General features: G+C 57.5%; 26 protein-coding genes and 1 tRNA gene. 7 read left to right on the plus strand and 20 right to left on the minus strand.

Features of this window, described 5'->3' with window-relative positions; genetic code table 11:
* Positions 1 to 43: 43 nt before the first annotated feature.
* Positions 44 to 1,441 carry a peptidoglycan-binding domain-containing protein gene (locus tag ABVF61_RS24445; protein ID WP_353996135.1) on the plus strand — a complete coding sequence of 466 codons (1,398 nt, stop codon included), beginning with the start codon at positions 44 to 46 and terminating at the stop codon, positions 1,439 to 1,441.
* 32 nt (positions 1,442 to 1,473) lie between these two features.
* On the opposite strand, the gene ABVF61_RS24450 is transcribed toward ABVF61_RS24445, so the two are convergent.
* From ABVF61_RS24450 to ABVF61_RS24520, 15 genes are all read right to left on the minus strand, one after another.
* A complete protein-coding gene (locus ABVF61_RS24450; protein WP_353996136.1) occupies positions 1,474 to 1,776 on the minus strand; it encodes a YciI family protein in 303 nt (100 codons plus the stop codon).
* Positions 1,777 to 1,784: 8 nt separating this feature from the next.
* On the minus strand, positions 1,785 to 3,746 hold the full coding sequence (locus ABVF61_RS24455) for a TRAP transporter large permease subunit (RefSeq protein WP_353996137.1): 1,962 nt from the start codon (positions 3,744 to 3,746) through the stop codon (positions 1,785 to 1,787).
* Between the two features lie 15 nt (positions 3,747 to 3,761).
* Positions 3,762 to 4,817, minus strand: coding sequence for a C4-dicarboxylate TRAP transporter substrate-binding protein (locus ABVF61_RS24460; protein ID WP_353996138.1), 1,056 nt, complete (start codon positions 4,815 to 4,817; stop codon positions 3,762 to 3,764).
* 22 nt (positions 4,818 to 4,839) lie between these two features.
* On the minus strand, positions 4,840 to 5,232 hold the full coding sequence (locus tag ABVF61_RS24465; protein ID WP_353996139.1) for a YciI family protein: 393 nt from the start codon (positions 5,230 to 5,232) through the stop codon (positions 4,840 to 4,842).
* Between the two features lie 12 nt (positions 5,233 to 5,244).
* Positions 5,245 to 5,838 carry a malonic semialdehyde reductase gene (locus ABVF61_RS24470; RefSeq protein WP_502950016.1) on the minus strand — a complete coding sequence of 198 codons (594 nt, stop codon included), beginning with the start codon at positions 5,836 to 5,838 and terminating at the stop codon, positions 5,245 to 5,247.
* A gap of 81 nt (positions 5,839 to 5,919) precedes the next feature.
* Positions 5,920 to 6,756: a 3-oxoadipate:acetyl-CoA acetyltransferase gene (locus ABVF61_RS24475; protein WP_353996141.1), complete on the minus strand. Its 837-nt coding sequence runs from the start codon at positions 6,754 to 6,756 to the stop codon at positions 5,920 to 5,922.
* A 1-nt stretch (position 6,757) separates the two neighbouring features.
* Positions 6,758 to 7,645 carry an intradiol ring-cleavage dioxygenase gene (locus tag ABVF61_RS24480; protein WP_353996142.1) on the minus strand — a complete coding sequence of 296 codons (888 nt, stop codon included), beginning with the start codon at positions 7,643 to 7,645 and terminating at the stop codon, positions 6,758 to 6,760.
* Positions 7,646 to 7,655: 10 nt separating this feature from the next.
* A complete protein-coding gene (locus ABVF61_RS24485; RefSeq protein WP_353996143.1) occupies positions 7,656 to 9,413 on the minus strand; it encodes an FAD-dependent oxidoreductase in 1,758 nt (585 codons plus the stop codon).
* Positions 9,414 to 9,466: 53 nt separating this feature from the next.
* On the minus strand, positions 9,467 to 10,549 hold the full coding sequence (locus ABVF61_RS24490) for a branched-chain amino acid ABC transporter permease (protein WP_353996144.1): 1,083 nt from the start codon (positions 10,547 to 10,549) through the stop codon (positions 9,467 to 9,469).
* 10 nt (positions 10,550 to 10,559) lie between these two features.
* Entirely contained in the window at positions 10,560 to 11,423 is an 864-nt protein-coding gene (locus ABVF61_RS24495) for a branched-chain amino acid ABC transporter permease (RefSeq protein WP_353996145.1), read from the minus strand.
* Positions 11,420 to 12,127 (minus strand): ABC transporter ATP-binding protein, encoded by a 708-nt coding sequence (locus ABVF61_RS24500; protein WP_353996146.1) that lies wholly within the window; start codon positions 12,125 to 12,127, stop codon positions 11,420 to 11,422. The genes ABVF61_RS24495 and ABVF61_RS24500 overlap by 4 nt, the downstream gene beginning before the upstream one ends.
* Complete coding sequence (locus tag ABVF61_RS24505; protein WP_353996147.1) at positions 12,127 to 12,846, minus strand: ABC transporter ATP-binding protein; 720 nt, start codon at positions 12,844 to 12,846, stop codon at positions 12,127 to 12,129. Before ABVF61_RS24505 ends, ABVF61_RS24500 begins: the two co-directional genes overlap by 1 nt.
* Positions 12,847 to 12,897: 51 nt before the next feature.
* The gene (locus ABVF61_RS24510) at positions 12,898 to 14,178 is read right to left on the minus strand and encodes an ABC transporter substrate-binding protein (RefSeq protein ID WP_353996148.1); all 1,281 of its coding nucleotides are present in this window, start codon (positions 14,176 to 14,178) and stop codon (positions 12,898 to 12,900) included.
* 24 nt (positions 14,179 to 14,202) lie between these two features.
* Positions 14,203 to 15,264, minus strand: coding sequence for a maleylacetate reductase (locus ABVF61_RS24515; protein WP_353996149.1), 1,062 nt, complete (start codon positions 15,262 to 15,264; stop codon positions 14,203 to 14,205).
* On the minus strand, positions 15,261 to 16,136 hold the full coding sequence (locus tag ABVF61_RS24520) for a dioxygenase family protein (protein ID WP_353996150.1): 876 nt from the start codon (positions 16,134 to 16,136) through the stop codon (positions 15,261 to 15,263). The genes ABVF61_RS24515 and ABVF61_RS24520 overlap by 4 nt, the downstream gene beginning before the upstream one ends.
* Positions 16,137 to 16,232: 96 nt before the next feature.
* Here ABVF61_RS24520 and ABVF61_RS24525 point away from each other — a divergent pair, with 96 nt between their 5' ends.
* The 3 genes from ABVF61_RS24525 to ABVF61_RS24535 all read left to right on the plus strand — a co-directional run bounded on the left by ABVF61_RS24525 (position 16,233) and on the right by ABVF61_RS24535 (position 19,545).
* Positions 16,233 to 17,183: a LysR family transcriptional regulator gene (locus tag ABVF61_RS24525; RefSeq protein ID WP_353996151.1), complete on the plus strand. Its 951-nt coding sequence runs from the start codon at positions 16,233 to 16,235 to the stop codon at positions 17,181 to 17,183.
* 346 nt (positions 17,184 to 17,529) lie between these two features.
* The gene (locus tag ABVF61_RS24530) at positions 17,530 to 18,339 is read left to right on the plus strand and encodes a hypothetical protein (RefSeq protein WP_353996152.1); all 810 of its coding nucleotides are present in this window, start codon (positions 17,530 to 17,532) and stop codon (positions 18,337 to 18,339) included.
* 165 nt (positions 18,340 to 18,504) lie between these two features.
* The gene (locus ABVF61_RS24535; RefSeq protein ID WP_353996153.1) at positions 18,505 to 19,545 is read left to right on the plus strand and encodes a PLP-dependent cysteine synthase family protein; all 1,041 of its coding nucleotides are present in this window, start codon (positions 18,505 to 18,507) and stop codon (positions 19,543 to 19,545) included.
* Between the two features lie 75 nt (positions 19,546 to 19,620).
* Here the strand turns inward: ABVF61_RS24535 and ABVF61_RS24540 are convergent, their stop codons facing one another.
* Entirely contained in the window at positions 19,621 to 19,863 is a 243-nt protein-coding gene (locus ABVF61_RS24540; RefSeq protein WP_353996154.1) for a hypothetical protein, read from the minus strand.
* 325 nt (positions 19,864 to 20,188) lie between these two features.
* Between ABVF61_RS24540 and ABVF61_RS24545 the strand changes: the two genes are divergently transcribed.
* The gene (locus ABVF61_RS24545; RefSeq protein WP_353996155.1) at positions 20,189 to 20,494 is read left to right on the plus strand and encodes an ETC complex I subunit; all 306 of its coding nucleotides are present in this window, start codon (positions 20,189 to 20,191) and stop codon (positions 20,492 to 20,494) included.
* 143 nt (positions 20,495 to 20,637) lie between these two features.
* Positions 20,638 to 20,714, plus strand: a tRNA-Arg gene (locus ABVF61_RS24550).
* Between the two features lie 56 nt (positions 20,715 to 20,770).
* On the opposite strand, the gene ABVF61_RS24555 is transcribed toward ABVF61_RS24550, so the two are convergent.
* From ABVF61_RS24555 to ABVF61_RS24565, 3 genes are all read right to left on the minus strand, one after another.
* On the minus strand, positions 20,771 to 21,040 hold the full coding sequence (locus ABVF61_RS24555) for a hypothetical protein (protein WP_353996156.1): 270 nt from the start codon (positions 21,038 to 21,040) through the stop codon (positions 20,771 to 20,773).
* A 27-nt stretch (positions 21,041 to 21,067) separates the two neighbouring features.
* The gene (locus tag ABVF61_RS24560; protein ID WP_353996157.1) at positions 21,068 to 21,817 is read right to left on the minus strand and encodes a class I SAM-dependent methyltransferase; all 750 of its coding nucleotides are present in this window, start codon (positions 21,815 to 21,817) and stop codon (positions 21,068 to 21,070) included.
* A gap of 422 nt (positions 21,818 to 22,239) precedes the next feature.
* Entirely contained in the window at positions 22,240 to 22,473 is a 234-nt protein-coding gene (locus tag ABVF61_RS24565; RefSeq protein ID WP_353996158.1) for a hypothetical protein, read from the minus strand.
* Positions 22,474 to 22,771: 298 nt separating this feature from the next.
* Here ABVF61_RS24565 and ABVF61_RS24570 point away from each other — a divergent pair, with 298 nt between their 5' ends.
* Positions 22,772 to 23,464, plus strand: coding sequence for an SH3 domain-containing protein (locus ABVF61_RS24570; RefSeq protein WP_353996159.1), 693 nt, complete (start codon positions 22,772 to 22,774; stop codon positions 23,462 to 23,464).
* A gap of 50 nt (positions 23,465 to 23,514) precedes the next feature.
* Here ABVF61_RS24570 and ABVF61_RS24575 read toward each other — a convergent pair whose 3' ends face one another.
* Positions 23,515 to 24,783 carry a PQQ-dependent sugar dehydrogenase gene (locus ABVF61_RS24575; protein WP_353996160.1) on the minus strand — a complete coding sequence of 423 codons (1,269 nt, stop codon included), beginning with the start codon at positions 24,781 to 24,783 and terminating at the stop codon, positions 23,515 to 23,517.
* Positions 24,784 to 25,296 lie beyond the last annotated feature (513 nt).

A 25,296-nucleotide genomic window follows, 5' to 3' on the forward strand; every position in this document is an offset into this window, starting at 1 on the left:
AGGTATCATCCGATTGAAAAATGCAGCGTGCAATTCACCGCCTATGACGAGGGGGGAAAGAGGAGAGGGCGTCTCGCTCCTTCAGGGCGCTTATGTCGCGCTTGGTCACGCCATGCCCAATTCCACCGGCGCCGACGGAGCCCACGACGGCATTTTCGGCAAGGAAACGGATGCGGTCACACGCCACTTTCAAACAAAACACGGCCTCTCGGTCGACGGTGACGCAGGAAAGGAAACGATCGGACGCCTAAATTCCGAACTCGGTGGAGCTCTTTTTAACGATCCGGTTCCTGATCCGAACGGTCCGGTCCCGAATGGTCCGGTGCCCCCGTCACCTGATCCGGGTGGCAACGGCCCGAAACGGGTGGTGCCGGTTCATCCGCTCCCGACGCCGCCCCGGCCAGTGACCCCAACTGTAGATGATCCTCATCGTCCACGTTTCGTACCCGGAAAGGTGCTCAATGGTTTCGACGAGCGGGGAGATCCGCCCTGGCAAATGGTCCCAGCCAATGGAAATCGCATTGTCCAGCTAGTTGGCGGACGCGATCTTACTGTCACGGCCTCGGACCACACGATCAACGTGACCGAGATCCGGCCACGTTTTTTCACCAAAAGTCGCCTGTTTCTTCTGTCCGGTTTGCCCGGGCTCGCCGGTCTTCAACGACGGAGAATACTCGCGCGAGACCGTGAGGGCCATATCAGGACGCAGCTCTCAGTGGATGTGGTGCGCAATCTGTCGGTTAAGGTGACTTTCCACCTTGTACAGGATGAACACGGCGGTTCGCGCCGCTCGGAGGCCGATGTCACCGATAGCCTGGAAACGGCAAACAACATTCTTTTCGGTCACGCGAATATCCATCTTCATGCCCATGACATTCGTCGCGTTGATCACATTTTTGGAAAGGCTGTCAATTATATAGAAGCGAAAAAGAAGAAAAAGGGTGAAGTGGACGAGTGGGACTATCTGGACACTTATCGTGATCTCTCCGCGGACATAAACGTGTTTTTCGTCAACAATATTCTCACATACGAAGAGGAAAAGCAGAACGAGACTTTGAAAGCCTACGGAGTTGCAAGCGGCACATCGCCCACTATTCTCATCCGTGATCCAACAAAGTATCGGCGTGCCTTCTCAGCTGGCGAAGTGCTGGCGCATGAAGTCGGACATGTTCTTGGCCTCGACCACCCTGAACCAACGAGCAGACAGACAGCGGGTCAGGGTTTCGTGGTTGTTCCGGTCGACCCGCATTCCGGGCAAATCTTGGGGGAAAAGAACCTGATGACGCGGACGATCAGCGAGGTCAACGCTCAGAATCAGGTGATCAAGACCAACTTCACGCTTCGCCGAGGCCAGGTGCGGCAAATGCATGAGAAAGCGAAATCGATGGGGATCACAAGCTCATCCGAGCTTACGAACCTCAACGTGCCGCGTCCGGTGTGAGAACAAGTTGGCCGATTCGAAGGAACGGCTTGTCAACCAGTCATGTTGTTCTGCCGGATATGGACAGCTGAAACCTCAAACCTGCACCAGACATTTGCTGATTTGAGCGGATCGCCGTCAAAGAATTTTTCGACGGTTTTGCGGTCTTCCGCCTCGAGGAGAAAGAAGGACCCGCACATGGTCTCGCCGTCGTCCTGGGTGAGCGGTCCTGACAGAAGGATTGAAATACCGTGTCGGACCGGCGCATCCGCCAGATAACGGCGATGCGCATCGATGACCTCCAAACGCCGGCTGAGTGAATCCGGAACGTCTATGGCATATACGACGAATTGCATTTTGCTTCCTATTCAAAGACGAGACTGAGCGCCGGGACGAAGGTCAGTAGCAAGGTGACAAGCGTCATCATGACCACGAACGGAAATGTGCCGATGAAGATGTCGCCAAGCGTTGTGTTCTTGTCCGAGATGGTCGCCTTGACCACATAGACGGTCAGGCCGAAGGGCGGTGTCAGGAGGCCGATTTCCACGGCGATCACGGTGACGATGCCGAACCAGATCAAGTCACCGCCAAGCCCGGAGACGATGGGCAGCGACAAAGGCAGCAGGATCAGCATGATCGAGGTGGAATCGAGGATCATGCCCATGACGACTACGAGCAGCAGGTAGATCATCATGAAGCCCATCAGCCCGAGCCCGGCATCGGAGAACAACATTGTGATTTCCTGCGGGATCGTCGACAGGGTCAGCATTCTGGAATACATCGACGCGGCGATAATGAGGAGAAGGATAGAGACGGATACCAGACCGGTATCGACCAGGACCTTCCAGAAGCGCGCCCAGGTCAGACTGCCCTTGGCAATTGCGACCCCTATGGAGGCGCCAGCACCTGCTGCACCGGCTTCTGTTGGCGTGAAGAAACCGGAATAGATGCCTCCAAGCACGATGATGACGAGCACAGTTATCGGGATCAGCTTGACGATAGCCGTGCCCCACGTTTCGCCCTCGATCACGGCCGGCCGGTCGCTCTGCATCACCATTCGCGGCCTGAACCGTGCCATCAGATAAATGCCGACGCCAAAGACGAGCGCCAGCAGGATGCCCGGTACGATGGCGGCCAGGAACAGCGCGCCGACGGACTGTTCCGCCAGAACGCCGTAGATGATCAAAAGCAGGCTCGGCGGGATCAGCATACCCAGAACGGAAGACCCGGCGACCACCCCGAGCGCGAAGCGGTTGTTGTAACCGTTGGCGACCATCTGCGGCACCGCAACCCGTGAGAAAACTGCCGCAGAGGCGATGGAAATGCCGGTGATGGACGCAAAGACGGCGTTGGCGGCAACGGTCGCCATGCCAAGGCCGCCCCGGATTTTCTGCAGCATCCAGGCTGCAACGCGATAGGCATCACGGCCGATATCGGCCGTATCGACAATCAGTCCCATGAGGACGAACAGCGGCACGACGCCGAAGAGATAGCGGTTGATCGCTCCGTCCGCCGCCAGCGCGAGTGAGCGCATGGCGACATTCGGGTTGTCGCGGATCAGCCAGATGCCAAGAAAGCTGAGCAGAATCAGAACGACGGCGATATGCGCTCCGGAAAAGATCAGCATCAGCATGAAGAAGATGGCTGCGACCCCGATTTCGATCCGGCCAAGATCGGCAAAGAACACGCCGTAGCCGAGCACCAGGAGCAGCGCGAACCCGATCAGAATGGGCAAGCCCTTAGGTGGCAGGTCGACAGAATGGCGGACGGTGAGGGGTTCAACGCGTGAGGCGTTCAGGATTTCCTTCACATCGGTAAGGACCTGCGTCGCGAATGCGAGACAGGTCAGGATCGAACCACCAAAGAGGCAGGCCTTGATCGGCCAGACCGGTGCGGTGAAAACGCCCTGCGCACCGAAAAACTCGTTTTCAACCCAGGCATCAACCAGCTTCGGCCATGTGCCCCAGGCGATCAGGGCGAAGACGAAAATACCCGCGAGATGAAAGAATACACGCATGACGGCAGCTGCGAAGGGCCTGTGTTCCTCGATGCTGCCGATCAGTATGTCGGTGCGCGTCATGCGCCCGCTCATGATGGTGTGGCCCGCCTGCAGGAAAACGATGGCAACGATAGAATTGGCAACGATCTCCGCAACGCCCTGAACAGGCGAATTGAAAAAGGTGCGGCCGATGATATCGGAGCAGATCAGGAGCATCAGGCAGAAGATCCAGATCGATGCGGCCGCACTGACGGCGCCGGTGAGTGAGGAAACCCCATTCACCGTCCGGTCGGCACCGTGGCGGAATTGTCTTGATGTGATCGCCACGGCGAGCCCCCCGGCTTACTTCTGCGTCCAGTCGATCCGCGGCTCAAGGCCGGCATTACGCACCTTGGCCATGTAGGCCTGAAGCACGTCCTCAGCACCCTTGGACGCATTCGCGTCGGACCAGTCCTTGGCAAGGTTTGGAAGACCGTCGGCCCAGGTCGTGACTTCTTCCGCAGGAAGTGTGGTAACGGTCGCACCTACCTCTGGCAGCTTGGCCAGGAAGTTTTCGTAGCGCTGCATCACTTCTTCGGCGTGGGCGACGGTGTATTCCTCACCAAGCTCCGTCAGGACATTCTGGACGTCTTCAGAAAGTCCGTCCCAGACATCCTTGTTGATACCGAGCCCGCCGGTCATTTGCGCGCCGATCCCCACCAGTGTCACATACGGGGCGACCTCATAGTGCTTGTTCGCAAACGCGCCAGTCACGATGACCACCATGCCGTCAGCCACGCCGGTCTGGATCTGGTTGTAGTAGGTCGGCAGCGCGCCGTTCACCGGCACCGCACCCAGATGCTTGATCCAGTTGGCAGAAGGACCGGGTGCCAGGATCTTGCGGCCTTCCAGGTCTTTCAGGGAATTCACCGGGAAATTCGTCAGCAAGTGGTAGGTTTCCACGCCACTGGCCCCAAGGAAGACGACATTCTGGTCGTCCCAGGCCTTCTGCAACGCCGGCAGTTCGCGATGAAGCTCGTTCATGATCTTCAGCGTCGCGACGAGATCGTCGGACACGAACGGCGTGAAATAGGTCATGTTCTGGAGCGGCATCTTGGAGCCTTCCCAGAGCGTGCCGACCCAGCCGGCATCGGTCAAACCGTCGCCGACGGCTTCCAGCGTGTCCTTGAAGCCGTAGAGTGATCCGCCATAGGCTTCGGTCCACTCGATCCGGTCTTCAGACCCCATCGCCTCAAGGCGCTTATTGGATTCACCCACGACCAGCGTCGAGAGCTGTCCGACCCATGGCAGTACAGTCGGATGGCTGGACGCCATGGTCAGGTTGTAAGTTTCAGCCTGGGCCGGCGCCGTTGCGGCTGCGGCGACAAAGCTGAGCGCAGCTATTATGCGTTTCATCATTGTTCCTCCCAAAAGGCGGTCATCAGGCGACCGCGTGGCGTCCTGTCGAGAAATTCACCTCGACGGTGATCCGTCCCTCGTTGAGCAGCCAGGGCCGGATCGTAAAACTGCGCGCACCCGAGGAGTGCATCGGGTCCGTTTCCGCAATCTCGCGGGCGTGGGCGAGGCTGTCGGCGCGAATGATCACCATGCCTTCACCGTTCCAGGTGTGCTCGTCATCGGCCCAGAAGGGACCGGCACCGAGCATGATGCCCCTCTGTTCCAGATCGACTTGGAATTTCAGGTGTTCTTCAATGTTTTCCATCACCGGCCCCATGCCGTTGGTCGGGCTGGTGAATACGACGAAGAGTTGCTTTTGCAGCATCCCCGCCGAGGCTTTCAGGATGTCGTCCTTGGTAATGTGCGGGCCTGACATGGCGTGGTCCTCCTAAAGGGTCTGGCAGACGTCGGCGTAGTCGAACCTGGGCAGGCGCCGGAAAATCTTCGACGTGTCGGCATAGCCAAGGTTCACCAGGAAATTCGATTTGAGGGACGTTCCGTGAAAGAATTCCTCGTCCACCTTTTTGTTGTCGAAACCGGACATGGCTCCGACATCCAGCCCGACGGCTCTCGCGGCGAGCATGAAGTAAGCGCCCTGCAACGTCCCGTTCCGGAAGGCATTGACCTGCGCAGCGGTCGAATTGTTGCGGAAGATGTCCTGGGCATTCGGGTTCGGCGGGAACAGCTTCGGCAGTTCCTCCCAGAAATTAAGGTCATAGGCGATGATCGCGGTCACCGGGGCGGTACGCATTTTGGGCCTGTTGGCCTCCATCAGCCAGGGCTCGAGCCGGTCTTTGGCATCGTCCGAGCGGATGAACAGCACCCGCATGGGCTGCTGGTTCATAGAGGTCGGACCCATTTTGGCGATGTCATAGAGCGCATGCAGCGTCTCTTCGGACACATCGCGGTCCTGCCAGCCGTAGTGGGTGCGTGCGACGGTGAACAGAAGTTCGAGGGTGGTCGGATCGGCCGCATGTTCCATCGCCTGGAAGATCCGGGCGGCCTCTCTGGCTTCTATATGGTCGGCTTCGAAGGGATCGCTCATTGAAAGGGTCCTGGATATTCAGAGGGTGTGTTGGGAGAGGCCGAGGATCGCGCGGGCCTCGGAAGGCGTTGCGACAGACCTATTGTTCGTTGCGCAGATTTCAGCCGTCCGCTTCACAAGTGCGGCATTCGACGGCGCGAGCCGGTCCCGGTCCAGGCGGATATTGTCCTCAAGACCGGTGCGGGCATGACCGCCGGCGGCAATCGACCATTCGTTCAGGGTGAGCTGGCTGGCGCCGATACCCGCGGCGCACCATTCGGCGTTCGGCATCAGGCGTTCAACCGTATTGACATAGTAATCGAACACATCCTTGTCCGCGGGCATCGCGTTCTTCACGCCCATGACGAACTGGACATACACGGCGCCCGGAATGCGGCCGTCCCGGTTCATCGCCGCCGCCTGATGGATATGACTGAGATCGAACGCCTCGATCTCCGGCATGACGTTGTGGGTTCGCATTTCCGCGGCGAGCCAGTCGACAAGGTCCGGGGCGTTTTCATAAACCCTTGTCGGGAAATTGTTGGAGCCGACCGATAGCGAGGCCATATCCGGTTTCAGTGGCAGCATGCCGCCGCGCACCTTGCCCGCTCCCGATCGTCCGCCCGTGGAGAACTGGATGATCATGCCGGGGCAATGCTTTTCCAGCCCTTCCTTGAGGCGGGCAAATTTCTCAGGATCGGAGCTCGGGGTCTGATCGTCATTGCGCACATGCGCATGGCAGATCGTTGCCCCGGCCTCAAACGCCTCATGCGTGCTTTCGACCTGCTCGGAAACCGTGATAGGCACCGCGGGATTGTGCTCCTTGCGCGGCAGGGAGCCGGTAATCGCGACGCAGATGATACAGGGCTTGGACATCTTACGCCTTCTTCGGTGCCAGCACGAAATCGAATTCCACATCCCAGAAAGAGGGGCCGCTGAAACCGGCTTCCCTGGTCTTTGCCGGGTCTTCGATCTTTCGAAAATCCGCGATCAGGCTTTTCTTCACGCCGAAAACACTGTCGGAATCGATGTATTCGTCATCCGGGTCGAAAATATGCGTGGTCAGCTCGTCGTAGCCGTCCTTGGACACGATGTAGTGGAGGTGGGCCGGTCGGAACGGGTGCCGTCCGAGCCGGTTCAGCATGTCGCCGACAGGTCCGTCTGCCGGGATCGAGTAGTGCTTCGGCTTGACCGCCCGGAACCAGTATTTGCCGTCAGGTCCGGTGCGGAACACACCGCGCAGGTTGAATTCCGGCTGGATGCCCTTCTGCTGGACATCATAGAAGCCTTCGTCATTGGCCTGCCAGACATCGATCTTGACCCCTTCCATCGGGTTGCCGTCGATGTCCTTGACCATGCCGCGCACCAAAAGGTCTTCGCCTTTCTCGTCGAGGCAAATGTTGTGGCCCATTTCGTATTCCGGAGCGTCGCCCAGATGGAAAGGACCGAGAACGGTGTTTTCGGATGCTCCGGTCGGACGGCGCGAGTTGACCGCATCCACCAGCATCGAGACGCCGAGCACATCGGACAGGAGTATGAATTCCTGGCGCCAGTCGTCGCATTTGTGGCCCGTCGCCGTCAGGAACTGGATTGCCTTGAACCATTCTTCCTGCGTCGGCTCGATCTCCTTGACCGCCTCGTGCAGCTTGCGCGTCACGACTTCCATGATTTCCTTGAGACGCGGGTCGCTGGCGTTCTTGTTCCGGCCCGTGACCACTTCGGCGGAGTTTTCTTCGGTGAAATATCCAAGTTCGTGAGCTTCCATCGGGCTCTCCTTAGCGTGCGAGAATTTTGGAAAAGACACGGCGCAGATCGCCGGCAGGGTCGCCGGTCAGCCCGGTGCTGCGCCAGGCGACGTGCTGATCCGGGCGCACCAGGATGCAGCCCTTGTCGCTAACTTCGCGCGCCCGTGCCCAGTCGCCTGTGTGATCAACATATTGCCGGCGCGGACCGATTACATGGACCTGGACAGCGAGGCCGAATTCCGCACCGACGGATTTCGCGACTTCTTCCCAGGCTTCACCGCCGATGCCGGTAAAGAGGGTGAAGGTTCCGCCGCCGCACAGGTCGAGCGTTGAGAACTTGTCGCCGTTGTCGTGATCAAATAACCAGCAATGCGGTATGCGGGCCCCTGGCCATGTCGTTGCCTGATAATGCAGCTCGGCATCGCGTTCGAAAGCCGGTTCCTGCTGTCCATCCGTTTCGATCGCTTTTGACTTGTAGCGCTGGTTCATCTCCACGCCGTGCGCGTCGAATTCGTATTTCTTGAAGGCGATCGCCTTGCGGATCGCTTCGCGCTGCGCTTCTGCGGCATCGGTGCGGTCGCAGCGGGCAACAAGATTTTTCTGCATGACCTCAGGATCGACACCTTCGCCCATGCCGAGCGCTTCGAAGATCGGGCCGAACTCGGCGATGGACTGGTTGGCGCGGGTCACGATCTGCTTGGCGACCGGTGCCCTTTCGACGCTGTAGCTGTCAAGCAGCGCTTCGCCTGCCTGACCCTTCAGAACCGCGGCAAGTTTCCAGGCCAGGTTGAAACTGTCCTGAATGGAGGTGTTGGATCCGAGGCCGTTTGAGGGTGGGTGTCGGTGCGCCGCATCGCCCATGATGAACACGCGGTCCTTCTGCATGTGCGTTGCGTACATGTTGTTGACGGTCCAGGTATTCGCCGAGATCAGCTCAATCGTCAGATCCGGATCTCCGACCAGCTGGCGGGCCACGTCGGTCGCCATGGCTTCGTCGACTTCCGGGGCCGGCTGATTGATGTCGTATCCCCAGACGATCAGCCACTCGTTCCAAGGGCGCACCATCCTCACAAGACCCATGCCGATGCCGCCGACATCCGCACCCGGCTGCATCACCCAGTAAAGAACAGAGGGTCTGTGGGCGACATGCTTGGAAAGGTCCGCCCGGAACAGAATGTTCATTGAACCGCCGACGCCCATCTTGCCCTCAAATGGCAATCCGGCATGTTCCGCTACGAGGGAGTTGCCGCCATCAGCACCGATAAGATACTTCGACCGGATGGTGAATTCTTTTCCCGACAGTCGGTCGAGGCAAGTGGTGGTAACGCCTTCCGCGTCTTGTTCGTGGGAAAGATACTGGGTCGACATGCGCGCTTGAGTTCCCCTCGAACAGGCCGTCTTGAAGAGAAGCGGCTCCATGAAGGTTTGCGGCAGGTCGTTCATCATCGTCGGCGAGGCCATCAGGTGTTCCGCTTTGGACAGCGGATGATTGCCCCAGCTTTTCATGCGACCGATTTCTTCGCCCGCGAGGCTCTCGCAGAAGACGTTCTCGCCCATCAGCTCCTGGTGTGCGGCGAACAGATAGGCTTCGTCTTCGACGGCTCGCCCGAGATCTCTGAGGACCTCCATGGTGCGCTGGTTGGTGATGTGCGCACGCGGGGTGTTGGCGAGCCAGCGATAGCGGTTGATCGCCATGTTCTCGATACCATAAGTCGACAGAAGCGCCGCTGTTGCAGAGCCCGCCGGGCCGGTGCCGATGATCAGGACATCGGTGCTGAAATCAGCCATTTGTCTTTCCTCCAAAATCAATCAGGCACTGCGCTGCAAGTGTCTTTTTCATTTCAATCTCCAGATTTTTCGCTGGTGCCGCCGGAGAGCCTGCGGCGAATGGGAAAGAGTTCGATGCCGGTGCGGTCGGTGAAGAGGCCCCAGAGGCCGCGCGGCGCGAACAGCATGATGACGATGCCCAAGAGACCCAGAACCAGCAGGTACCAGGAGCCATAGCCGGATAGGGAATTCTGCAGGGCGAAGAAGACGAGGACTCCGATGATCGGTCCTTCGATGGTGCCGATGCCGCCGATGACAACGATGAAGATCACATAGGCGGTCCAGTCGAGCACCGAGAAGGCAGCATCGGGAGAAATCCGGGCTTTCTGGACGTAGATCAGCGCACCGGCGAGACCCGTAATGAACGCCGTGCTCAGGTACACGATAGTTTTCAGGCGCTGCGCGTCGACGCCGACGGACCGGGCGGCATTCTGGTTGTCGCGTACGGCTGCGAGCCCGAGCCCCTGGCGGGAGCGCAACAGCCAGTAGACGACACCCACCGTGGCGACTGCCAGGATCAACGCGAGCCAGAACGTAATGACATCGGTTGCGGCGGACGTTTTGAAGCCGAACGTGTCTTTCAGAAAATCGAGGCCGAACATGTCCCGCGTCGCGCTGCGGGGCAGGGACGTGCCGGTGCCGCCGCCAAGCGCCTTCCACTGCGCAACGGTGAGGCGTACGATTTCCGCGACCACCCAGGTGCCGATAGCGAAGTAAGCGCCCTGCAGACGGAACGTGAAGAAGGCGGTCGGGATGGCGAGCAGCGCGGCTGCGACCCCACCCAGAAGGATCGAGACCAGCGGATCGAGATCCAGAAGAATGACGCCGCCGAACATGGCGTAGGCACCAATGCCGACGAAGGCCTGCTGGCCGACGGAGACGAGGCCGGCATATCCGGCAAGCAGGTTCCAACCCTGCGCCAGCACCAGCATGGTGAGAATGAAGAAGAGATCCTGGATAAGGCTGCGCGACGCATAGAACGGGGCGAAAGCCAGAACGATCACAAGGAGCGCTGCAAGCCCGAGGAACAGCGTCGAGGTGCGTGTGCCGGTCTCAACGGTCCAGGCGGTTCGGGTGGTTTGGGTGGACGCGGTCATGGCAGCTCCCTCAATCCACGGCCCGCGGGAACAAACCGCGTGGTCTGAGCAACAGAACGACGACAAAGGCAATATGCCCGGCGAGGATCTGCCATTCCGGGTTGATGGCGGCTCCCAGCGTTTGTGCAACGCCGATGATGATGCCGCCCGCAAGCGTGCCCCAGAGCGAACCGAGCCCGCCGATAATCACGGCCTCGAAGGCATAGATCAGTCGCGCCGGGCCGATTGTCGGGTCGAAATTGGCGCGGGTTCCAAGATAGAGCGCGGCGATCGTCACAACGACCATCGCAATACCCGTTGCGGTGGCGAAAATGTTCTGGGGACGGATGCCCATCAGGCTCGCGGTCACCGCATCATCCGAGGTTGCGCGGAAGGCCCGGCCAAGCGACGTGCTGTAGAAAAGTCGGTTCAATCCAACGATAACCACGATCGCGGAAAGAAATGTCAGAAGAGGCATCACGCCGACATTAAGGGGACCAAGCGCGAGAGACGCTGTTTCGAGTTGACCGACGGAAAGGCGTTGGCTGTCGGCGGAAAAGCCTTCCAGAAGCGCGTTCTGGATCACGATGGAAAGGCCGAAGGTCACGAGCAGTGGCGGCAGGATGTCGGGACCGAGCGTCCGGTTGAGAACATGCATCTGCAAAAGCCAGCCAATGCCAAACAGGATCGGCGCCGATATCAGGGCTGCCAGGAACGGGTCGATGCCGAGCAACGTCACAAGCACAAGGATCAGGTAGGCGGCCATGACGATGAGATCGCCATGGGCAAGGTTCACGAGCCGCATGATCCCGAAAACGAGGCTGAGCCCGGCTGCGAAGAGGGCATAGAGGCCGCCGAGCAGGACGCCTTGGACGATTGTGTCGACCCAGATCATGCGGCAGCTCCGAAATAGGCGTTGTGAATGGCATCGCGACTGAGATCGGAGGGAGTGCCTTCCAGCGTGATCCGTCCTTCCATCATGCAATAGACGCGGTCTGCGACTTTCAGCGCCTGGCCGATATCCTGTTCCACCACAACGATGGAGGTGCCGGATGCCTTGATCTTTGGCAGCGCGGCGTAGATGTCCTTGATGATCACCGGCGCAAGACCAAGGCTGATCTCATCGCAAAGGAGCACGCGCGGGTTGGACATCAGCGCCCGTCCGATCGCGACCATCTGCTGCTGACCGCCGGAAAGGGCGGTGCCGGGATTGAGCCTGCGCTCCTGGAGGACCGGGAACATGTCGTAGACTGTTTCAAGCGTCCAGCTTCCCTCGACCTTGCGGCCGTGGGCGCCGATGAGGAGATTTTCCTCCACGCTTAATGAAGGGAAGAGCTTGCGCCCCTCGGGCACCATGGCAATGCCCTTCTTCACGATATCCGCCGCATGGGAGGAACCGATCCGGTCGTTATCGAATGTGATCGCATCCGCCCGGTTGGTCAGAACCCCGGAAATGGAACGCATCAGTGTGGTTTTGCCGGCCCCGTTTGCGCCGATGATCGCCACAGTCTCGCCTTCCTCAAGCCGGATATCGACCCCGAAGAGCGCCTGGAAGTCGCCGTAGTGGGCGGTCAGATTGTCTGTCTGAAGCAGCGCCATCACACATCGATCCCGAGATAGATTTCCCGCACTTCCTGCGAGTTCATGATGGCGTCCGGCTCGCCGATGCCGATCACCTTGCCGAAGTCGAGCACGAGCAGGCGTTCGGCGACGGAGGTGAGGGCGTGAAGAACGTGCTCGATCCAGATGATCGACATGCCGCCCGAATGGATTTTCCTGATGGTCGCGACTAGCGCGTGGCATTCGCCCTCGGTGAGCCCGCCGGCGATCTCGTCGAGCAGAAGCACCTTGGGTCGGGTTGCCAGGGCGCGGGCGAGTTCCAGGCGTTTGCGCTCCAGAAGGCTGAGACGCCCGGCAACTTCGTTCGCCTTGCCGATTAAACCCGTCTCGACGAGAATCTCGGCGCATTCATCGGAAACGGCGCTTTCCGGCAACCTGTTGCCGAAGGCTCCAGCAACGATGAGGTTTTCAAAAACCGTCAGTTTTTCAAATGGCTGCGGGATCTGGAAGGTGCGTCCCAATCCGCTGAGACACCGTTCCATCGGCGGGACATGTGTCACGTCCCGGCCGAGAAATTCGATCCGGCCCTCATCGACAGGCAGATTGCCGGTGATGAGGTTGAACAAGGTCGATTTGCCGGCGCCGTTCGGTCCGATCACACCCAGGGCCTCGCCTTCTGCAAGATCAAAGGTAATGTGTTGCGAAACACGCAGCGCACCAAAGGCTTTCGACACATTGTCAAGCGCCAGGATCGTCATTGCTTCACTCCCTCAAGCCTGCGCAGACGAAAGGTCCACGCCTGCCGGAACTCAGGTGATCGGTTCCATCTTGCCGCCGGTCGGAATGGCCTGTGCGGTCTGGTTGTCGGTAATGACGAGGTCGTAGCCTCCGCCGTCCTTCAGGCGCCACTGACCGCCGACCAGCGGCGTCTTGGCAACATTCTTCTGAGCAAAGGGCGGCAGGCCCTTTCCGTCCCAGGCGATCGGGCCGACGATCGTGTCGAGGTCGGTCGCTGCGATGACTTCCGAGACCTCGTCGGCGTCCGTCGGGTCGCTTGCGCGCTTCATGACATCCGCTGCCAGTTCGAACAGTGCGTGGACGAAGCCGATGGGCTGTGTCCAGGGGCGTCCGGTGGCTTCGGTGAAACCTGATGCAAGCTGGCCGGAGCTTTCGCCCGTGAGCGAGGAGGAGAACGGGTGCGTCGGGCTCCACCAGATTTCTGAAGAGAGATTGTTGCCGGCATCGCCGAGCGCTGCGACGGCCTGCGGGAACAGGATCGCCTTGCCGATCGAGGCGACTTTGGGCGTGAAACCCTGCTGCTTGGCCTGTGTCCAGAATGTCGTGAAGTCCGGCGGGACCATCACGCCCGTCACGATTTCAGCATTCGCCTGTTTGAACGCGTTGATCTGCGCGGTGAAATCGTCGGTGAGGTTCTGATAGCGTCCCGGGTCGGTCAGGCCGTAGCCGAGTTTTTCAAGCACCGGTGGAAAGCCGACATTCGGATCGCCCCAGGCATTGCCGTCGCCGTCATTCGGGAAGAGGCCGCCGACTTGCTTGTTGGTGTCGAGCTGTCCCCACATGTTGGTGAAGACTGCGATGACATCCTCCAGACCCCAGAAGAAATGATAAGAATAGTAGAACGGTTCCCAACTGCCCGGATCGCCGGGGTTGCCCTGCTGGCCGATGAACCAGGGCTGCCAGGGCGCGACCGTCGAGATGCAGGGGATCTCTTCGCTTTCACATGTCGTGGTGACCGGATTTGTGGTTTCCGGGGTGGAGGCCACAAGCATCAGGTTAATTTCATCGTCAATGATAAGCTCGCGGGCGACTTCAGCTGCCCGGTTAGGGTTCGACTGGCTGTCCTTGACGATAACCTCGATGTTGAGGCCTTCAGCTTTTGCAGCCGCATTGAAACCGCTGATGATGAAGTTGTCGGCTTCGGCGAAAGCGGCGAGGGGGCCGGTTTGCGGGCTCACATAGCCAAGCTTGATCGGCGTTCCCTGCGCACGGGCCGGCAGAGCCAGTCCGGATGAACCCGCAAGGGCGGCCGTTGCCGCAGTCGATTTCAGGAATGTGCGTCTATTCAACATATTGGTTCCTCCCAGACCAGGTGATCAGACTGCGGGGCGCGTTCCTTCCCAGGCGTCCTGCAGCAGATGACGGATGGACGCGCGGTCGATCGGGCGCGGGTTCCAGTACGGGTTTTCGGTTGCAATGTCGGCGGCACGCTCAAGGTCTGTCTCGTTCAGGCCAAGGTCCTTGAGCGCAAGCGGTGCGCCGATACGTGTAGAAAAGTCGAAGAGGCCTGCACCCGGTGTTGCCCCGAAAAGATCGGCAATCGGCTGCAATTGTTCGGGAACCGCACCGGCGTTGAAGCCGACCGTGTGCGGAAGCATGATGGCATGGGTTTCCGCGTGCGGCGTATTGAAACTGCCGCCGAGCGTGTGGCAGATCTTGTGATGAAGCGCCATGCCGACAGTACCGAGGACCGTGCCGCAGAGCCACGCACCATAGAGCGCTGCAGAGCGGGCCTCGGTATCTGCCGGATCCGCCTTGAGCAAAGGCAGAGCCTCGCTGAACGCAGCCAGACCTTCGGCCGCCATCAGACTGGAAACGGGATTGCGGTCCTGCGCGTAAAGGGCTTCGGCGGCATGGGCCATGGCGTTCAGGCCGCTGGTGATCGTCATGGCCAGCGGCAGTCCTGTTGTCAGGTCCGGGTCGTAGATCACGACCTCAGGCAGGATACTGTCGCCCCGCACCGTGGTTTTACGGCCTTCTTCCGTCTGGCCGAGGATCGGCGTCACCTCAGACCCGGCGTAGGTGGTCGGAATAACGATCTGGGGCACATCTGTGCGGTAGGCGATGGCCTTGCCGAGGCCGGTCGTGGAACCACCGCCGAGCGAAACGACGCAGTCCGCACCAGAGGATCTTACAAGGTCCATTGCCGCTTCGGTGACATCGATGGGCGTGTGCATGGCCGCTTTCGCGAAGACATCGACGGCAAGACCTCCAAGCTCTTCGGCAAGCTGTGCCGCATCGTCCGCCTGATGCGGTGTTGCCAGAACCAGGGCTTTCCCGCAGCCGAGCTTTTTCACCCAGGTCCCTGTTTCGGCGCGCTTGCCGGCACCGAAGACGATATGGGCTGCGCTGCCTCTGTAGGTGAAGGCGCGGGTCATGCATCAAGCTCCTGTCTGACCGGGTTCAGGTGGAAATCAATGTTGAGTTTGAGCGCTGCGTCCGAACCCGCTTCGGCTTCCTTGAAACAACGGATGAGCCCGGGTTTGACGCTGAATAGCGGGTCCTTGCCGAGGTTTGGATCGTCGCCGTCAAAGATCTGCGTCGTGAGGGTCTCGAAACCGTCAGCCGACACCTGGAAATAGACATGGGCAGGCCGGCAAAGGGGCGCACCGAGTTTTGCAAGAAGATCTCCGAGTGGGCCGTCCTTCGGCACTTCGTATCCGGAAGGGCGGATGGTGCGGTAGGTGACGCGACCGGCATCATCTGAAACGAAATGGCCGCGCAGATTGTGTTCCGGCTGCAGATCGGGCTGCTGGTTTTCATAAAACCCTTGCGCGTTGGCCTGCCAGGTTTCGACATGCGCCCCGGCAAGGGGCCGGTCGTCCAGGTCAAAGAGGCGGAGGGTGACGTCGACCGGTGTTCCCGCACCGTCGAGCGAGATGTTTTCGCCGTGCTGCATCAGTGGAGCGTCCGGGCGGTAAAACGGCCCGCGCATCGTGTTCGGTGTCGCTTTATGGGGCCGGTCCGAATTGAGGGCGTCGACAAGCGTGGACATGCCCAGAAGGTCTGACACCAGAACCCATTCCTGACGCCGGTCGTCGCACAGGTGACCGACTTCCGTCAGGAATTCGATCGTCGCGCGCCAGTCGTTCAGGGTTGGGCGGGTTTCCCGGACGATGGCGTGCAGATGCTCCGCGACCTTGCTCAGCACCTGGGCAAGCCGCTCATCCGAAGTCGCGTCGAGCCGCTCGGCAAAAAGCCGGTCGGACGTTTCCGTCTTGAAATAAGCGATGTCGGACATGCCGGCCATGGTTCCTCCCAATGGTCATTTCCTGACCTCTGGGAAAATTATCGGGCACAGCGGTGCGGTTGATGATTTCTTGGGTCAAGTTTATAACAAATTGCTATGAAGCTTGATGAGCGACACCTGATACAGCTCGCCGCCGTCGTTCAGACCGGCAGCGTCACGGAAGGCGCCGAAATGCTCGGCATGACCCAGCCGGCGGTTTCGCGCACGCTCTCTTCGCTGGAAAAGCGCCTGGGGGAACCGCTTTTCCAGAAAGGGCAGCGGCCGCTTCTGCCAACTCCACTGGCGCAGGCCCTGGCCGATCAGGGAATGGTGATGCTGTCGGCCTCGCGCAAGGCTTCGGAAACGGTTCGGAATTTTCAGGAAGGCAAGGCGGGAACCGTAAGGGTTGGCGGAACACCGTTTTTCATGGATGCGCTTATTTCCAGCATGACCGCGGAGTTCCAGAACAGTTATCCGGAAATCCGCGTTGATCAGAGCTACGGTTATGTCCGGGATCTGCGGGAAGCCATTCATGCGGACCGGATCGATCTTGCAATCTGCCCGATAGATATACTGGGAGAAGGCTCAGGGCTTGTGTTCGATGAAATCCTGCCTGGCCGGAATGTTGTCGCCTGCAGCGCTCTGCATCCGCTTTTGGGCAATCGCAGGACAGGAGCGCAGGAACTGCTCGAATATCCATGGATCGCGCCTCCGCCCGGCAGCCCGCTCTACGCTGATCTTCACTCCATCCTACTCTCGCTCGGTGCCACAGAAATCAAGGTCCGCTATTCGGGCGGGTCGCTTGCCAGCGTGATCAACTACATGACCCGGACCAATGCCCTGACGGTTTTGCCACACAGTGTCGTCTTCGCCTACCGGAAGGAGAGGACCATGACTGCTCTGCCGTTCCAGATCCCCCATCCGGATCGTGCACTGGGGATCTTGCGTCCGGCCGACGCGCCTTACCTGCCGGCAGTGGATAAATATGCACAGCACGTCGCCAAGAGTTTTGAAAACCTCCGGCACCTGATCAAACGTCACGAAGATGCCGTTGTCTGGGGTGGGTAAGAGGACGAAGGTCGCAAACAAGGAGCAGCGCACCTGGATTCCCGATAGTTGACCGCTGAAAATTTCCGCAAGGATATCGATAGTATTCAAAAAGTAAAAAAGTATTGTTAATTCGGATAGTTAAAATAAGTGCCGTTACGGGAATTGTGAAAAGTCATTTTGTTCTGTTTTGGGACTGAATACTTCATTTCTTGTCACAATCAGTGTGCATCAGGACGGAACTTAGCTGACGAATATGCTCTAACAGTCTGAGAAATATAGAGAAAAAGTTCGATAATACGTTAAGCATCATTTGGTCGCAGTCTTGCATTCACCTGGTCAGAGCCAAGGACTGGAGGAGATTGTAATGCTTTCCAAAGCCCAAGTGATTTCATTGGACACTGCCGAAGAGGCAACGGGTAACGCAGGTTCACAGAACGTTTTTCTTTTCGATTTGAATTCGATTGTCACCGGCACTTTTGGCCAGATGGATCATGACTTTGCAGCCTATTTGCGCAGCTTCGCGCTTTTAAAACCGTGTTATCTGATAGCAAGTGTCAGTTATAACGAACTTATGTCCCGGGTGCCGTCCAGCGTGCGCCGTAGTTTCAGAGGGATATTCGTCTCGTCCGGGGCTGAACTGTGGAGCGGCGATGAGATTGTCGAGCGCTACGAGCATTGCTTTTCAGATGATCTTTACGAGTATCTCGTGAAGGTGGTGCAAAACAGCGCTTACCCTGTAAAGATTGCCCCGGTTATTGAAAACGGGCCTGCAACGCTTCGGGTTTGCCTGGCGGGTACAAAGGCAACAATCGGACAACTGAATGCGTACCTGGAGTGGGAAAAAGAACATAGTGAACTGCCACTCATTTTAGGCGAGCTCAAATCCAAGTTCCCCGATCACACGGTCTGCCAGGACTCCGAGACAAGTCTGCTGATCTCACCCGAGGCATTCACCACAGCACTCATCTATCGGCAGATCATAGCAGAAAACGAAGGAGCCCGGCTGATTGGTTACCTGTCGGAGCGCTCTGCGAACAGTTTTGCAAGACCGCTGTGCGAATCGCTGTCGAGCTTTGATCAGATGACAGAAGTCGGCGGTCCCAGCGACCTTAGTCAGCTCATAAGGTACGAGATCCGACGCGAAAAAGCTTGCAAGCTGATGGCGGCCGAGTGACTTAACAGGACCGTTGGTCGCGCGCTGCGCATCCCTGGGACAGACCGCGATTTGTCCGTTTGACCGTGTGTGCATTTTAGAAAACGCGCAGTCAGCCAGACTTGGCGCCTGAATGCTCTTGTGATGAAATCGCATCAGTCGAAGCACACATAGAGTGTTGAAGTCATGGTTGATTGGGTTGCCAGGGCTGTCGGCAAGATCAATGCGGATGCACATAGATCTGCCGATACGCACCTGTTTAAATTGCAGGTGCCGAAACTCGACGGCGTCGACATATATCTCAAGGATGAAAGCACCCATCCGACCGGCAGTCTGAAGCACAGGCTTGCTCGGTCGTTGTTCCTGTACGCGCTTTGCAACGGCAAGATCAAAGAGGGAACCACCATTGTGGAGGCGTCCTCCGGCAGCACGGCTGTGTCCGAGGCGTATTTCGCGCGCATGATCGGCGTACCGTTTATCGCTGTTGTTCCTGAAAGCACTGCCCACAGCAAGATCCGCCTGATCGAGCTTTATGGCGGAAAGATCCATTATGTTGGGTCTGCGCCGAAGATGCATGACGCTTCGGTCGAACTGGCGCGCTCGATCGGCGGCTACTTTATGGACCAGTTCACTTACGCAGAACGTGCAACGGACTGGCGGGGCAATAACAATATTGCAGAAAGCATCTATCGGCAGATGGAGTTTGAGCCGCACCCGGTGCCGCGCAGAATAGTCATGAGCGCAGGAACCGGTGGAACGTCCGCAACGCTTGGACGGTACATACGCTACAAAAGCTATGACACCGCATTGACTGTTGTCGATCCGGAAGACTCTGTTTTTTATGATAGTTTTCAATCAGGCGATCGAACGCTGACTTCTGGGAAATCAAGCCGCATAGAAGGAATCGGCCGGCCCGAGGTCGAACATTCGTTTCAGCCGGACGTCATTGACGAAATGATGAAGGTGCCGGATGCCGCAAGCGTAGCAACGATCCATTGGCTTCAAAGGCGCATCGGACGCAGGGCGGGCGCTTCGACGGGGACCAATCTGTGGGGCGTTCTGAACTATGCGCGCGGCATGGTGGCGGCCGGCGAGCGGGGCTCGATTGTGACCCTGATGTGCGACAGTGGAGAACGCTATCTCGACACCTACTACGACCCGGAATGGGTTCTTGCGCATATTGGTGATATCAGCGGTTATCAGTCGCAGCTTGAAGAATGGACCTGAATGTGGGCCGCTTGTCGAAGATTGCTGATTGAAACTCTTGAGTCTCAGAAACGGGTTTGCGAGTTTTTCGCGAGCTTATCGGTCAAATGCCTGCAACAGCAGGGACATGACATTCAAGAATTCGTCCTGCCGTTCTTGTGGCAATTCCTTGACGGTCGAAACACCATAATCCAGCGTCAGGATCATGTTCCACATTTCGGTGAGGTTGGCCGCATCGACGGCTGATTTGAGTTTGACCGGCGACAAGGCTTTGGATGTTGTCGGCGAGACATGCTCCGGGACATAAGCTCCCAGCGACTTGTAAATGTTATGCTGCATGTGCCCCGCTCGTATTGGTTCTTATGGTTTTTTGAACCGGCCCAGCCGGTCGGTAAAAGTTCAGCCGTTTGCAAACCGAAACGGTTCCCAACGCCGCTGAAATTCTCGCTAAGGTAGCTACTAGCACACTCTGCATGTCACTGTCATCTCAACACGGCGTCATTCATGCAAAACAGTGGACAGGAAATCGAACCCGCACACCAACGTTCGTGTGAGTGCGTGTCAGCTGGCTCACTTTCAAGAACGGTGTTGACTTCCGGCCAAAAGGTGGGAAAAAGCTTTCAGGATCTTGAGACACCGACGAACTGATTAAGGGCAACGCCAAATGGTTGCACGCATTTACCGTCCGGCAAAAACCGCCATGCAGTCCGGCAAGGCCAAAACGCATCGCTGGGTACTGGACTATGAGCCGGAAGTCGCGAAGTCCGTCGAACCGCTCATGGGTTATACGTCCTCTTCCGATATGAAGCAGCAGGTCCGGCTGTATTTCGACACACAAGAGGAAGCCGTCGCATACGCCAAACGCCATGGTATCGCGCACCGCGTGGAAAAAGCGCAGAACCGGAAAGTGCGCGGCGCGGCCTATGCGGACAATTTCAAGTTCAAGCGGGTCGCCCCCTGGACGCACTGATGCGCCCATCATTACTGTGTCGACGTAATCCAAGCGCTTACTAGGATCGAATGCCTGTTGAAATTCAGAAAGATGAATCGACACGCGGGCAAAAACAGAATTTAAGGCTCAACGCAGCAACTCACCTGGCTGCAACACAATATGGCCCCGTAGCTCAGCTGGATAGAGCACTCGCCTTCTAAGCGAATGGTCGCAGGTTCGAATCCTGCCGGGGTCGCCATCCACTTTCGGGTCCATTCTTGTCACATGGCTTACATTTGATACCGGAGAGATAGTTTACACTTTCTCCGGAGTGAATGGGTTTGTACCTGGCTCGACACGGTTCTCCCTGTGGTCGAAGAACCCCAGATCATAATTCAGGAACGAAACGAGCCATATCTGGTCATCGAATTCGCGTAGCCCCAGGATCTGGCCAGCGAAGACCTGGTTGAGATTGATCTTTCGTTTTCCAATGCAGATGCGCCCGCATCGTGTGACGCGCACGGTCCGGTCATGGAATGGGTCTACGCGGGCGCGCTGCGTTACATCCACAAGCGGCTGAAACATGCGTTTTTCTGATACTTATGCAGCAAGCTAAGTGTGATTAACACTTGTCCAATCGCTTCGATCGGGAACTTCAAAAGGTTTGAATGAAGACCAGCTACGCGCATCGGGGGCGACCTTTCTGAGAACCGCGATGTCTGGGACAGGCTGATAGGCAATTTGATAGTCTGGACGGTTGGCGCGTATGTAATTCAGGACTGTTTCAATGGCAGGAAAAGCTGCATCGTCCAGGACAATGTATCCATGGTGTGCACAAAGAAGGTCTGAGAGGGCGAAGTCCGTCATCACGTTTTCGAACTGATGTCCACCGTCGATGAAGATAAGTCCGGCTTTGCCTTGCCCACGGGTCTTGAGTATTTGACCAAGTGCGATTTCAGAACGTTCCCAGATCCGTTGAAACTTGGGTCCGAACTCCTGTTCAAGGTAATCCTGGACGATTTCCCCATCTAGTCTGCTAATGCCCCACGGGTCGAGGATCAGGTGTTCAAAATTTCGTCCCGTCGACCTCCTTGTCCCTAGAATTACAGTGGCGGATGAACCCATGCCGAAGCCAATTTCAATCGAAAGTTCCGCTTCGCAATGCTGGCAAAGAAAGGCAAGCAACGCTGCTTTTTCGGGCGAAAAAATCATTCGTTCCAAATCCGCTTTTCGGCCGTCATCGGCCACAAAAGACTTTTGTGCCGTGGCCTGCGAATATCTCCTGACCGGCTCGATGGTTTCCGACAAAAGCTTGAAGTTTGCGACCAGTTCGCTTTCGCTTGGAAGTTCAAGTCGCTGCATTGGCTGCTATCCCGATCAGTTTCTAAACCCAATAGGTCTAAGGCTATCACATTGACCTACGGAGTTTTGGTCGCGACCTCTGAAACGGATCCGAATTGCGTAGAAGTTTTGTGTGCATTTCTAGTAAGAGAGGCGTGTCTCGATGCCGAATAATGGTAGACGATCAGATCGGGTTTGCGTTGAGGCAGGCAGAATCTGACACGACGATTGGCGAAAGTTCTTAGTAAAATCAATCGGGAAAAACCGTGATTACCCCTGGACTGGGGGGGAAGTAAGTTCAACAAAGCAATGCGCTGCTCCTACCTGCCGGAGCGCTAGCCCTTTAAATTTTACAGCCCGGACAATATCACCGAAAGCAGTTACTGTCGGATCAGACCAACATCAACATGCCGATTGTGTTTCAAAGCCAAGGGTTCGTTGAATCAGTGCAGGCTCAGGAGAACCTCAAGGTCGCGCTCGCTCAGCCGCGCCATCAGTTTGCGCTGATCGGCATTCAGGATATCGCCTTCGGATATCATGCGGCGAACCATCCGCGCAACGTGGCTTGTCGGTTGATAGTATAGCTCAGGGACTTCACGGCCCAGTTCTTCAACGAGCTGACGCAAAAGGACCTTTTGCTTCTCCGCGTCGGTTTCGGATTTCTTGTCCTGAAGCATGCGTGACCTGCGTTTGTCGAATGATAAAACAAATAGGGCGCGCACCGGTCAAGTGAAGCATCCTGGACGCTGATTGGTGATGGAAACAGGTTTGTAAGACGACGTCACAGCATACGAACATGGCACCTTCCATGTGCGTCGCGAGTTTTTCTTTCGAGAACAAAGCGGAGTTGCTTTTCCGGGTCAAAAATCGGCCGGACCGCCTGTGTCTGAAGACCGATCTTGACCCCAAAACATACGACACCTAGCCTTTCCCAACGTCAGCGTTACAAGACCATTCGACCGGAGGCAGGCGCTTATGGGTTTTTCTCATTGCGGACATTGGAAGATCTTTGTCATTGCGGTCTTCGGTGTGTTCATGTCCGCTCCGCTCATGGCTGGCGACGGCGGTCTTGCCCCTGGTTTACAAAAAACACCAAACGAGGGAGGCCCCCGGCGCTTCGAGGTCGCGACCATCAAGGCGGCGCTTCACGAGGCGCCATCGAGCGGTTCAAAACTCATTGATACCGTTGAGCAGGGCACAGTGTTCTTGAACATGGGATGCGATGGATCGGCTGACCAGACCTGGTGCGCGGTTCGACCTTTCAGGGGCGGGGCGAAGGGCTACATCAGGTCGAGCGATCTGCAAGCCGCGCGCGGTCCGGACGGCAACGTCCCGGTGGGCGAAGACACCAGCAAGGGCAGGGCAGGAAAACGGGACTTTGATGCCGAGGTAACAATCGCCTGTGCCCAGGAACGCGGTCAGGCGCTTGGAACATGCAGCGCGGCCGTTTCACGCGATGTTGGCGGCGATGCGACAATCGTGGTGACATTCGCAAACGGATTTGAACGCAAACTCTATTTTGTTCATGGGGAATTCGTGAGAGCCAGTGCGACCATGTCTGGCGTTGGCAGAGACATTGATTGGCGCCTGCAGAACGGTGTCCATATGGTGCGGGTCGACGATCAGCGTTTTGAACTGCCGGACCCATTCGTCTTTCAAAGGCAGTAGTTTTGCGGTACGGCGGCGCCCGTGGGCACCACCGATTGTTGTTGCCAGGTTCAGGGTGTAATCTTGTGGATCATACCTTCGTCAACAGCTGCATAAAGACTGCCGTCGGGTCCCAGCACCAGTGACCGGAACCTGCCGGCCTCCATAGGAAGTGTCATTTCGGTGATATCCGTCACCTCTGTTCCGTCTTCGGTAAGCTGCAGGACATCGATACGCTGACCCAGCGGCGTGCCACCGAAACCGATCCCCATGAGGCCAACGACCATTGCGCCGTTCCAGTCGCCCCAGGCGTCGCCTTCAAGGAATGCTGCCGAGGATGTACCTTGTGACCAGCCATTGTTATTCCAGATAGGAGGCATTGCGCCCGGATAGGTTTCAAAGTCAGTCATCGGCATCCAGGATGCTCGCGCGAACCTGTTTTCGCCAACCATCTGGTTCGGGCTGTATCCGCAATAATCGTCCGGGCAATCACCGCGTCCGGCCATGTTTGGTCTTGGATCCCAGCCTGCGTTTCCGCCGTTGCGAAGCACGGTGACTTCATCTGAATGCCAGGGGCCGTGTTCAGCGGCAATCGGGGTGCCTGTTCCTGGATGGAATGCGATACCCTGGACGTTTCTGTGCCCGTAGGTATAGGTCCGCTTGTCGAACCCGACGGGAGGTGTGTTTTCAGCCGCTGCGGTACCGTCTGTGTCGATACGCAGAACCTTGCTTCCCATCATGGTCGGGCTTTGTGGAACCTGACCGTTATGTGTGTCACCCGTGGTTAGGTAGAGATAGCCATCGTCAGGATTGAATCGGACCCTTCCGCCATTGTGCGCGCCCGGTCCACCGAACGGATGATCCGATGCCTTCATCTTGTAAGGCACATCATCGACGATATCCGTGCGGCCTGACACGTTGGAAAAGTCGTCGCTGACCTCAAGCCGCATCAAGCGGTTGGTGTGCGGGTCAGACATGTTGGACGTGGAATAAACGTATATGCGGCGGTTGTTGGCGAAATTCGGATCAACGGCAACGCCCATCATTCCTGCCTGGCCTTCGCAGAAAAGGTCGTCAGCGGCAGAGGCGTAGCCCTCAGACCCACCCATGCCGAGAAGTGCCTTGGTTTCACCGGGCGGCAGCAGCACCGAAAGACCTTTGCATTTTTCGGTATAGAACATCGTCCCATCGTCAAGGAACGCCATGTCCCACGGGTTTTCCAGGTCGTCAAGTACAAGCGTATGCTGGAGGCTGGTGGTGTTTTGCGCAAAGACTGGGGTAGAGATAACTGTAACGCTCATCAGAAGCGCCATAAGACTGGTGACATTCCCAACTATCATTGTTTCCTCCCATTTATTTGCTTTTGTCCGATGTGATATCGCAACGCGTTTGCAGCGTTTCTCAGACGTTAGAGAGGTTAGGCTTTAATTGAAGTTGTATCAAATAAAATTACCCTACGTAAGTAGCGCTTACCAATTGACCATTAATTAGTTAATTTCAATTAACTTAGCGATAAATAAAGAAAAGGAAAGTAATGGACTGCATTCTCAAAGCATTGAGTTTCTGTGCAATGCCAGCTAAGGCGTGCCGACTTCGAAATTTCAGCCTTAAGAGAACAAGATGGCGCGTCGACAAAGTGGATGGGCCGCTACATGGCGAGCTTGGTTGGGGCTGGATGGCTTATTTTGCGCGGATCGGTGGTCTGTTCCGCTGTTCCTTGTGCATGTGAGGTTTCCTATTGTCGGCGTCTGACGTCGCACGAACGATCCGCAACCGGCCACACCGGTGTTTAGCTTGCTGCTGCCAGAACGTCCTTGTGAACGCATCCCAACCGGCTCGCGCTCGAAAAATGA

Source organism: Roseibium sp. HPY-6 (genome assembly GCF_040530035.1).
Lineage (GTDB): Bacteria > Pseudomonadota > Alphaproteobacteria > Rhizobiales > Stappiaceae > Roseibium.

Bases quoted from the DNA above. Each gene is read 5' to 3' on its own strand.
- ABVF61_RS24555 (WP_353996156.1), bottom strand. From the start codon at position 21,040: ATGTTTCAGCCGCTTGTGGATGTAACGCAGCGCGCCCGCGTAGACCCA.
- ABVF61_RS24535 (WP_353996153.1), top strand. From the start codon at position 18,505: ATGGTTGATTGGGTTGCCAGGGCTGTCGGCAAGATCAATGCGGATGCA.
- ABVF61_RS24460 (WP_353996138.1), bottom strand. From the start codon at position 4,817: ATGATGAAACGCATAATAGCTGCGCTCAGCTTTGTCGCCGCAGCCGCA.
- ABVF61_RS24565 (WP_353996158.1), bottom strand. From the start codon at position 22,473: ATGCTTCAGGACAAGAAATCCGAAACCGACGCGGAGAAGCAAAAGGTC.
- ABVF61_RS24445 (WP_353996135.1), top strand. From the start codon at position 44: ATGACGAGGGGGGAAAGAGGAGAGGGCGTCTCGCTCCTTCAGGGCGCT.
- ABVF61_RS24540 (WP_353996154.1), bottom strand. From the start codon at position 19,863: ATGCAGCATAACATTTACAAGTCGCTGGGAGCTTATGTCCCGGAGCAT.
- ABVF61_RS24465 (WP_353996139.1), bottom strand. From the start codon at position 5,232: ATGTCAGGCCCGCACATTACCAAGGACGACATCCTGAAAGCCTCGGCG.
- ABVF61_RS24475 (WP_353996141.1), bottom strand. From the start codon at position 6,756: ATGTCCAAGCCCTGTATCATCTGCGTCGCGATTACCGGCTCCCTGCCG.
- ABVF61_RS24545 (WP_353996155.1), top strand. From the start codon at position 20,189: ATGGTTGCACGCATTTACCGTCCGGCAAAAACCGCCATGCAGTCCGGC.
- ABVF61_RS24515 (WP_353996149.1), bottom strand. From the start codon at position 15,264: ATGACCCGCGCCTTCACCTACAGAGGCAGCGCAGCCCATATCGTCTTC.
- ABVF61_RS24480 (WP_353996142.1), bottom strand. From the start codon at position 7,645: ATGGAAGCTCACGAACTTGGATATTTCACCGAAGAAAACTCCGCCGAA.
- ABVF61_RS24510 (WP_353996148.1), bottom strand. From the start codon at position 14,178: ATGTTGAATAGACGCACATTCCTGAAATCGACTGCGGCAACGGCCGCC.
- ABVF61_RS24570 (WP_353996159.1), top strand. From the start codon at position 22,772: ATGGGTTTTTCTCATTGCGGACATTGGAAGATCTTTGTCATTGCGGTC.
- ABVF61_RS24525 (WP_353996151.1), top strand. From the start codon at position 16,233: ATGAAGCTTGATGAGCGACACCTGATACAGCTCGCCGCCGTCGTTCAG.
- ABVF61_RS24505 (WP_353996147.1), bottom strand. From the start codon at position 12,846: ATGACGATCCTGGCGCTTGACAATGTGTCGAAAGCCTTTGGTGCGCTG.
- ABVF61_RS24495 (WP_353996145.1), bottom strand. From the start codon at position 11,423: ATGATCTGGGTCGACACAATCGTCCAAGGCGTCCTGCTCGGCGGCCTC.
- ABVF61_RS24575 (WP_353996160.1), bottom strand. From the start codon at position 24,783: ATGATAGTTGGGAATGTCACCAGTCTTATGGCGCTTCTGATGAGCGTT.
- ABVF61_RS24450 (WP_353996136.1), bottom strand. From the start codon at position 1,776: ATGCAATTCGTCGTATATGCCATAGACGTTCCGGATTCACTCAGCCGG.
- ABVF61_RS24520 (WP_353996150.1), bottom strand. From the start codon at position 16,136: ATGGCCGGCATGTCCGACATCGCTTATTTCAAGACGGAAACGTCCGAC.
- ABVF61_RS24490 (WP_353996144.1), bottom strand. From the start codon at position 10,549: ATGACCGCGTCCACCCAAACCACCCGAACCGCCTGGACCGTTGAGACC.
- ABVF61_RS24500 (WP_353996146.1), bottom strand. From the start codon at position 12,127: ATGGCGCTGCTTCAGACAGACAATCTGACCGCCCACTACGGCGACTTC.
- ABVF61_RS24530 (WP_353996152.1), top strand. From the start codon at position 17,530: ATGCTTTCCAAAGCCCAAGTGATTTCATTGGACACTGCCGAAGAGGCA.
- ABVF61_RS24560 (WP_353996157.1), bottom strand. From the start codon at position 21,817: ATGCAGCGACTTGAACTTCCAAGCGAAAGCGAACTGGTCGCAAACTTC.
- ABVF61_RS24470 (WP_502950016.1), bottom strand. From the start codon at position 5,838: ATGGAACATGCGGCCGATCCGACCACCCTCGAACTTCTGTTCACCGTC.
- ABVF61_RS24485 (WP_353996143.1), bottom strand. From the start codon at position 9,413: ATGGCTGATTTCAGCACCGATGTCCTGATCATCGGCACCGGCCCGGCG.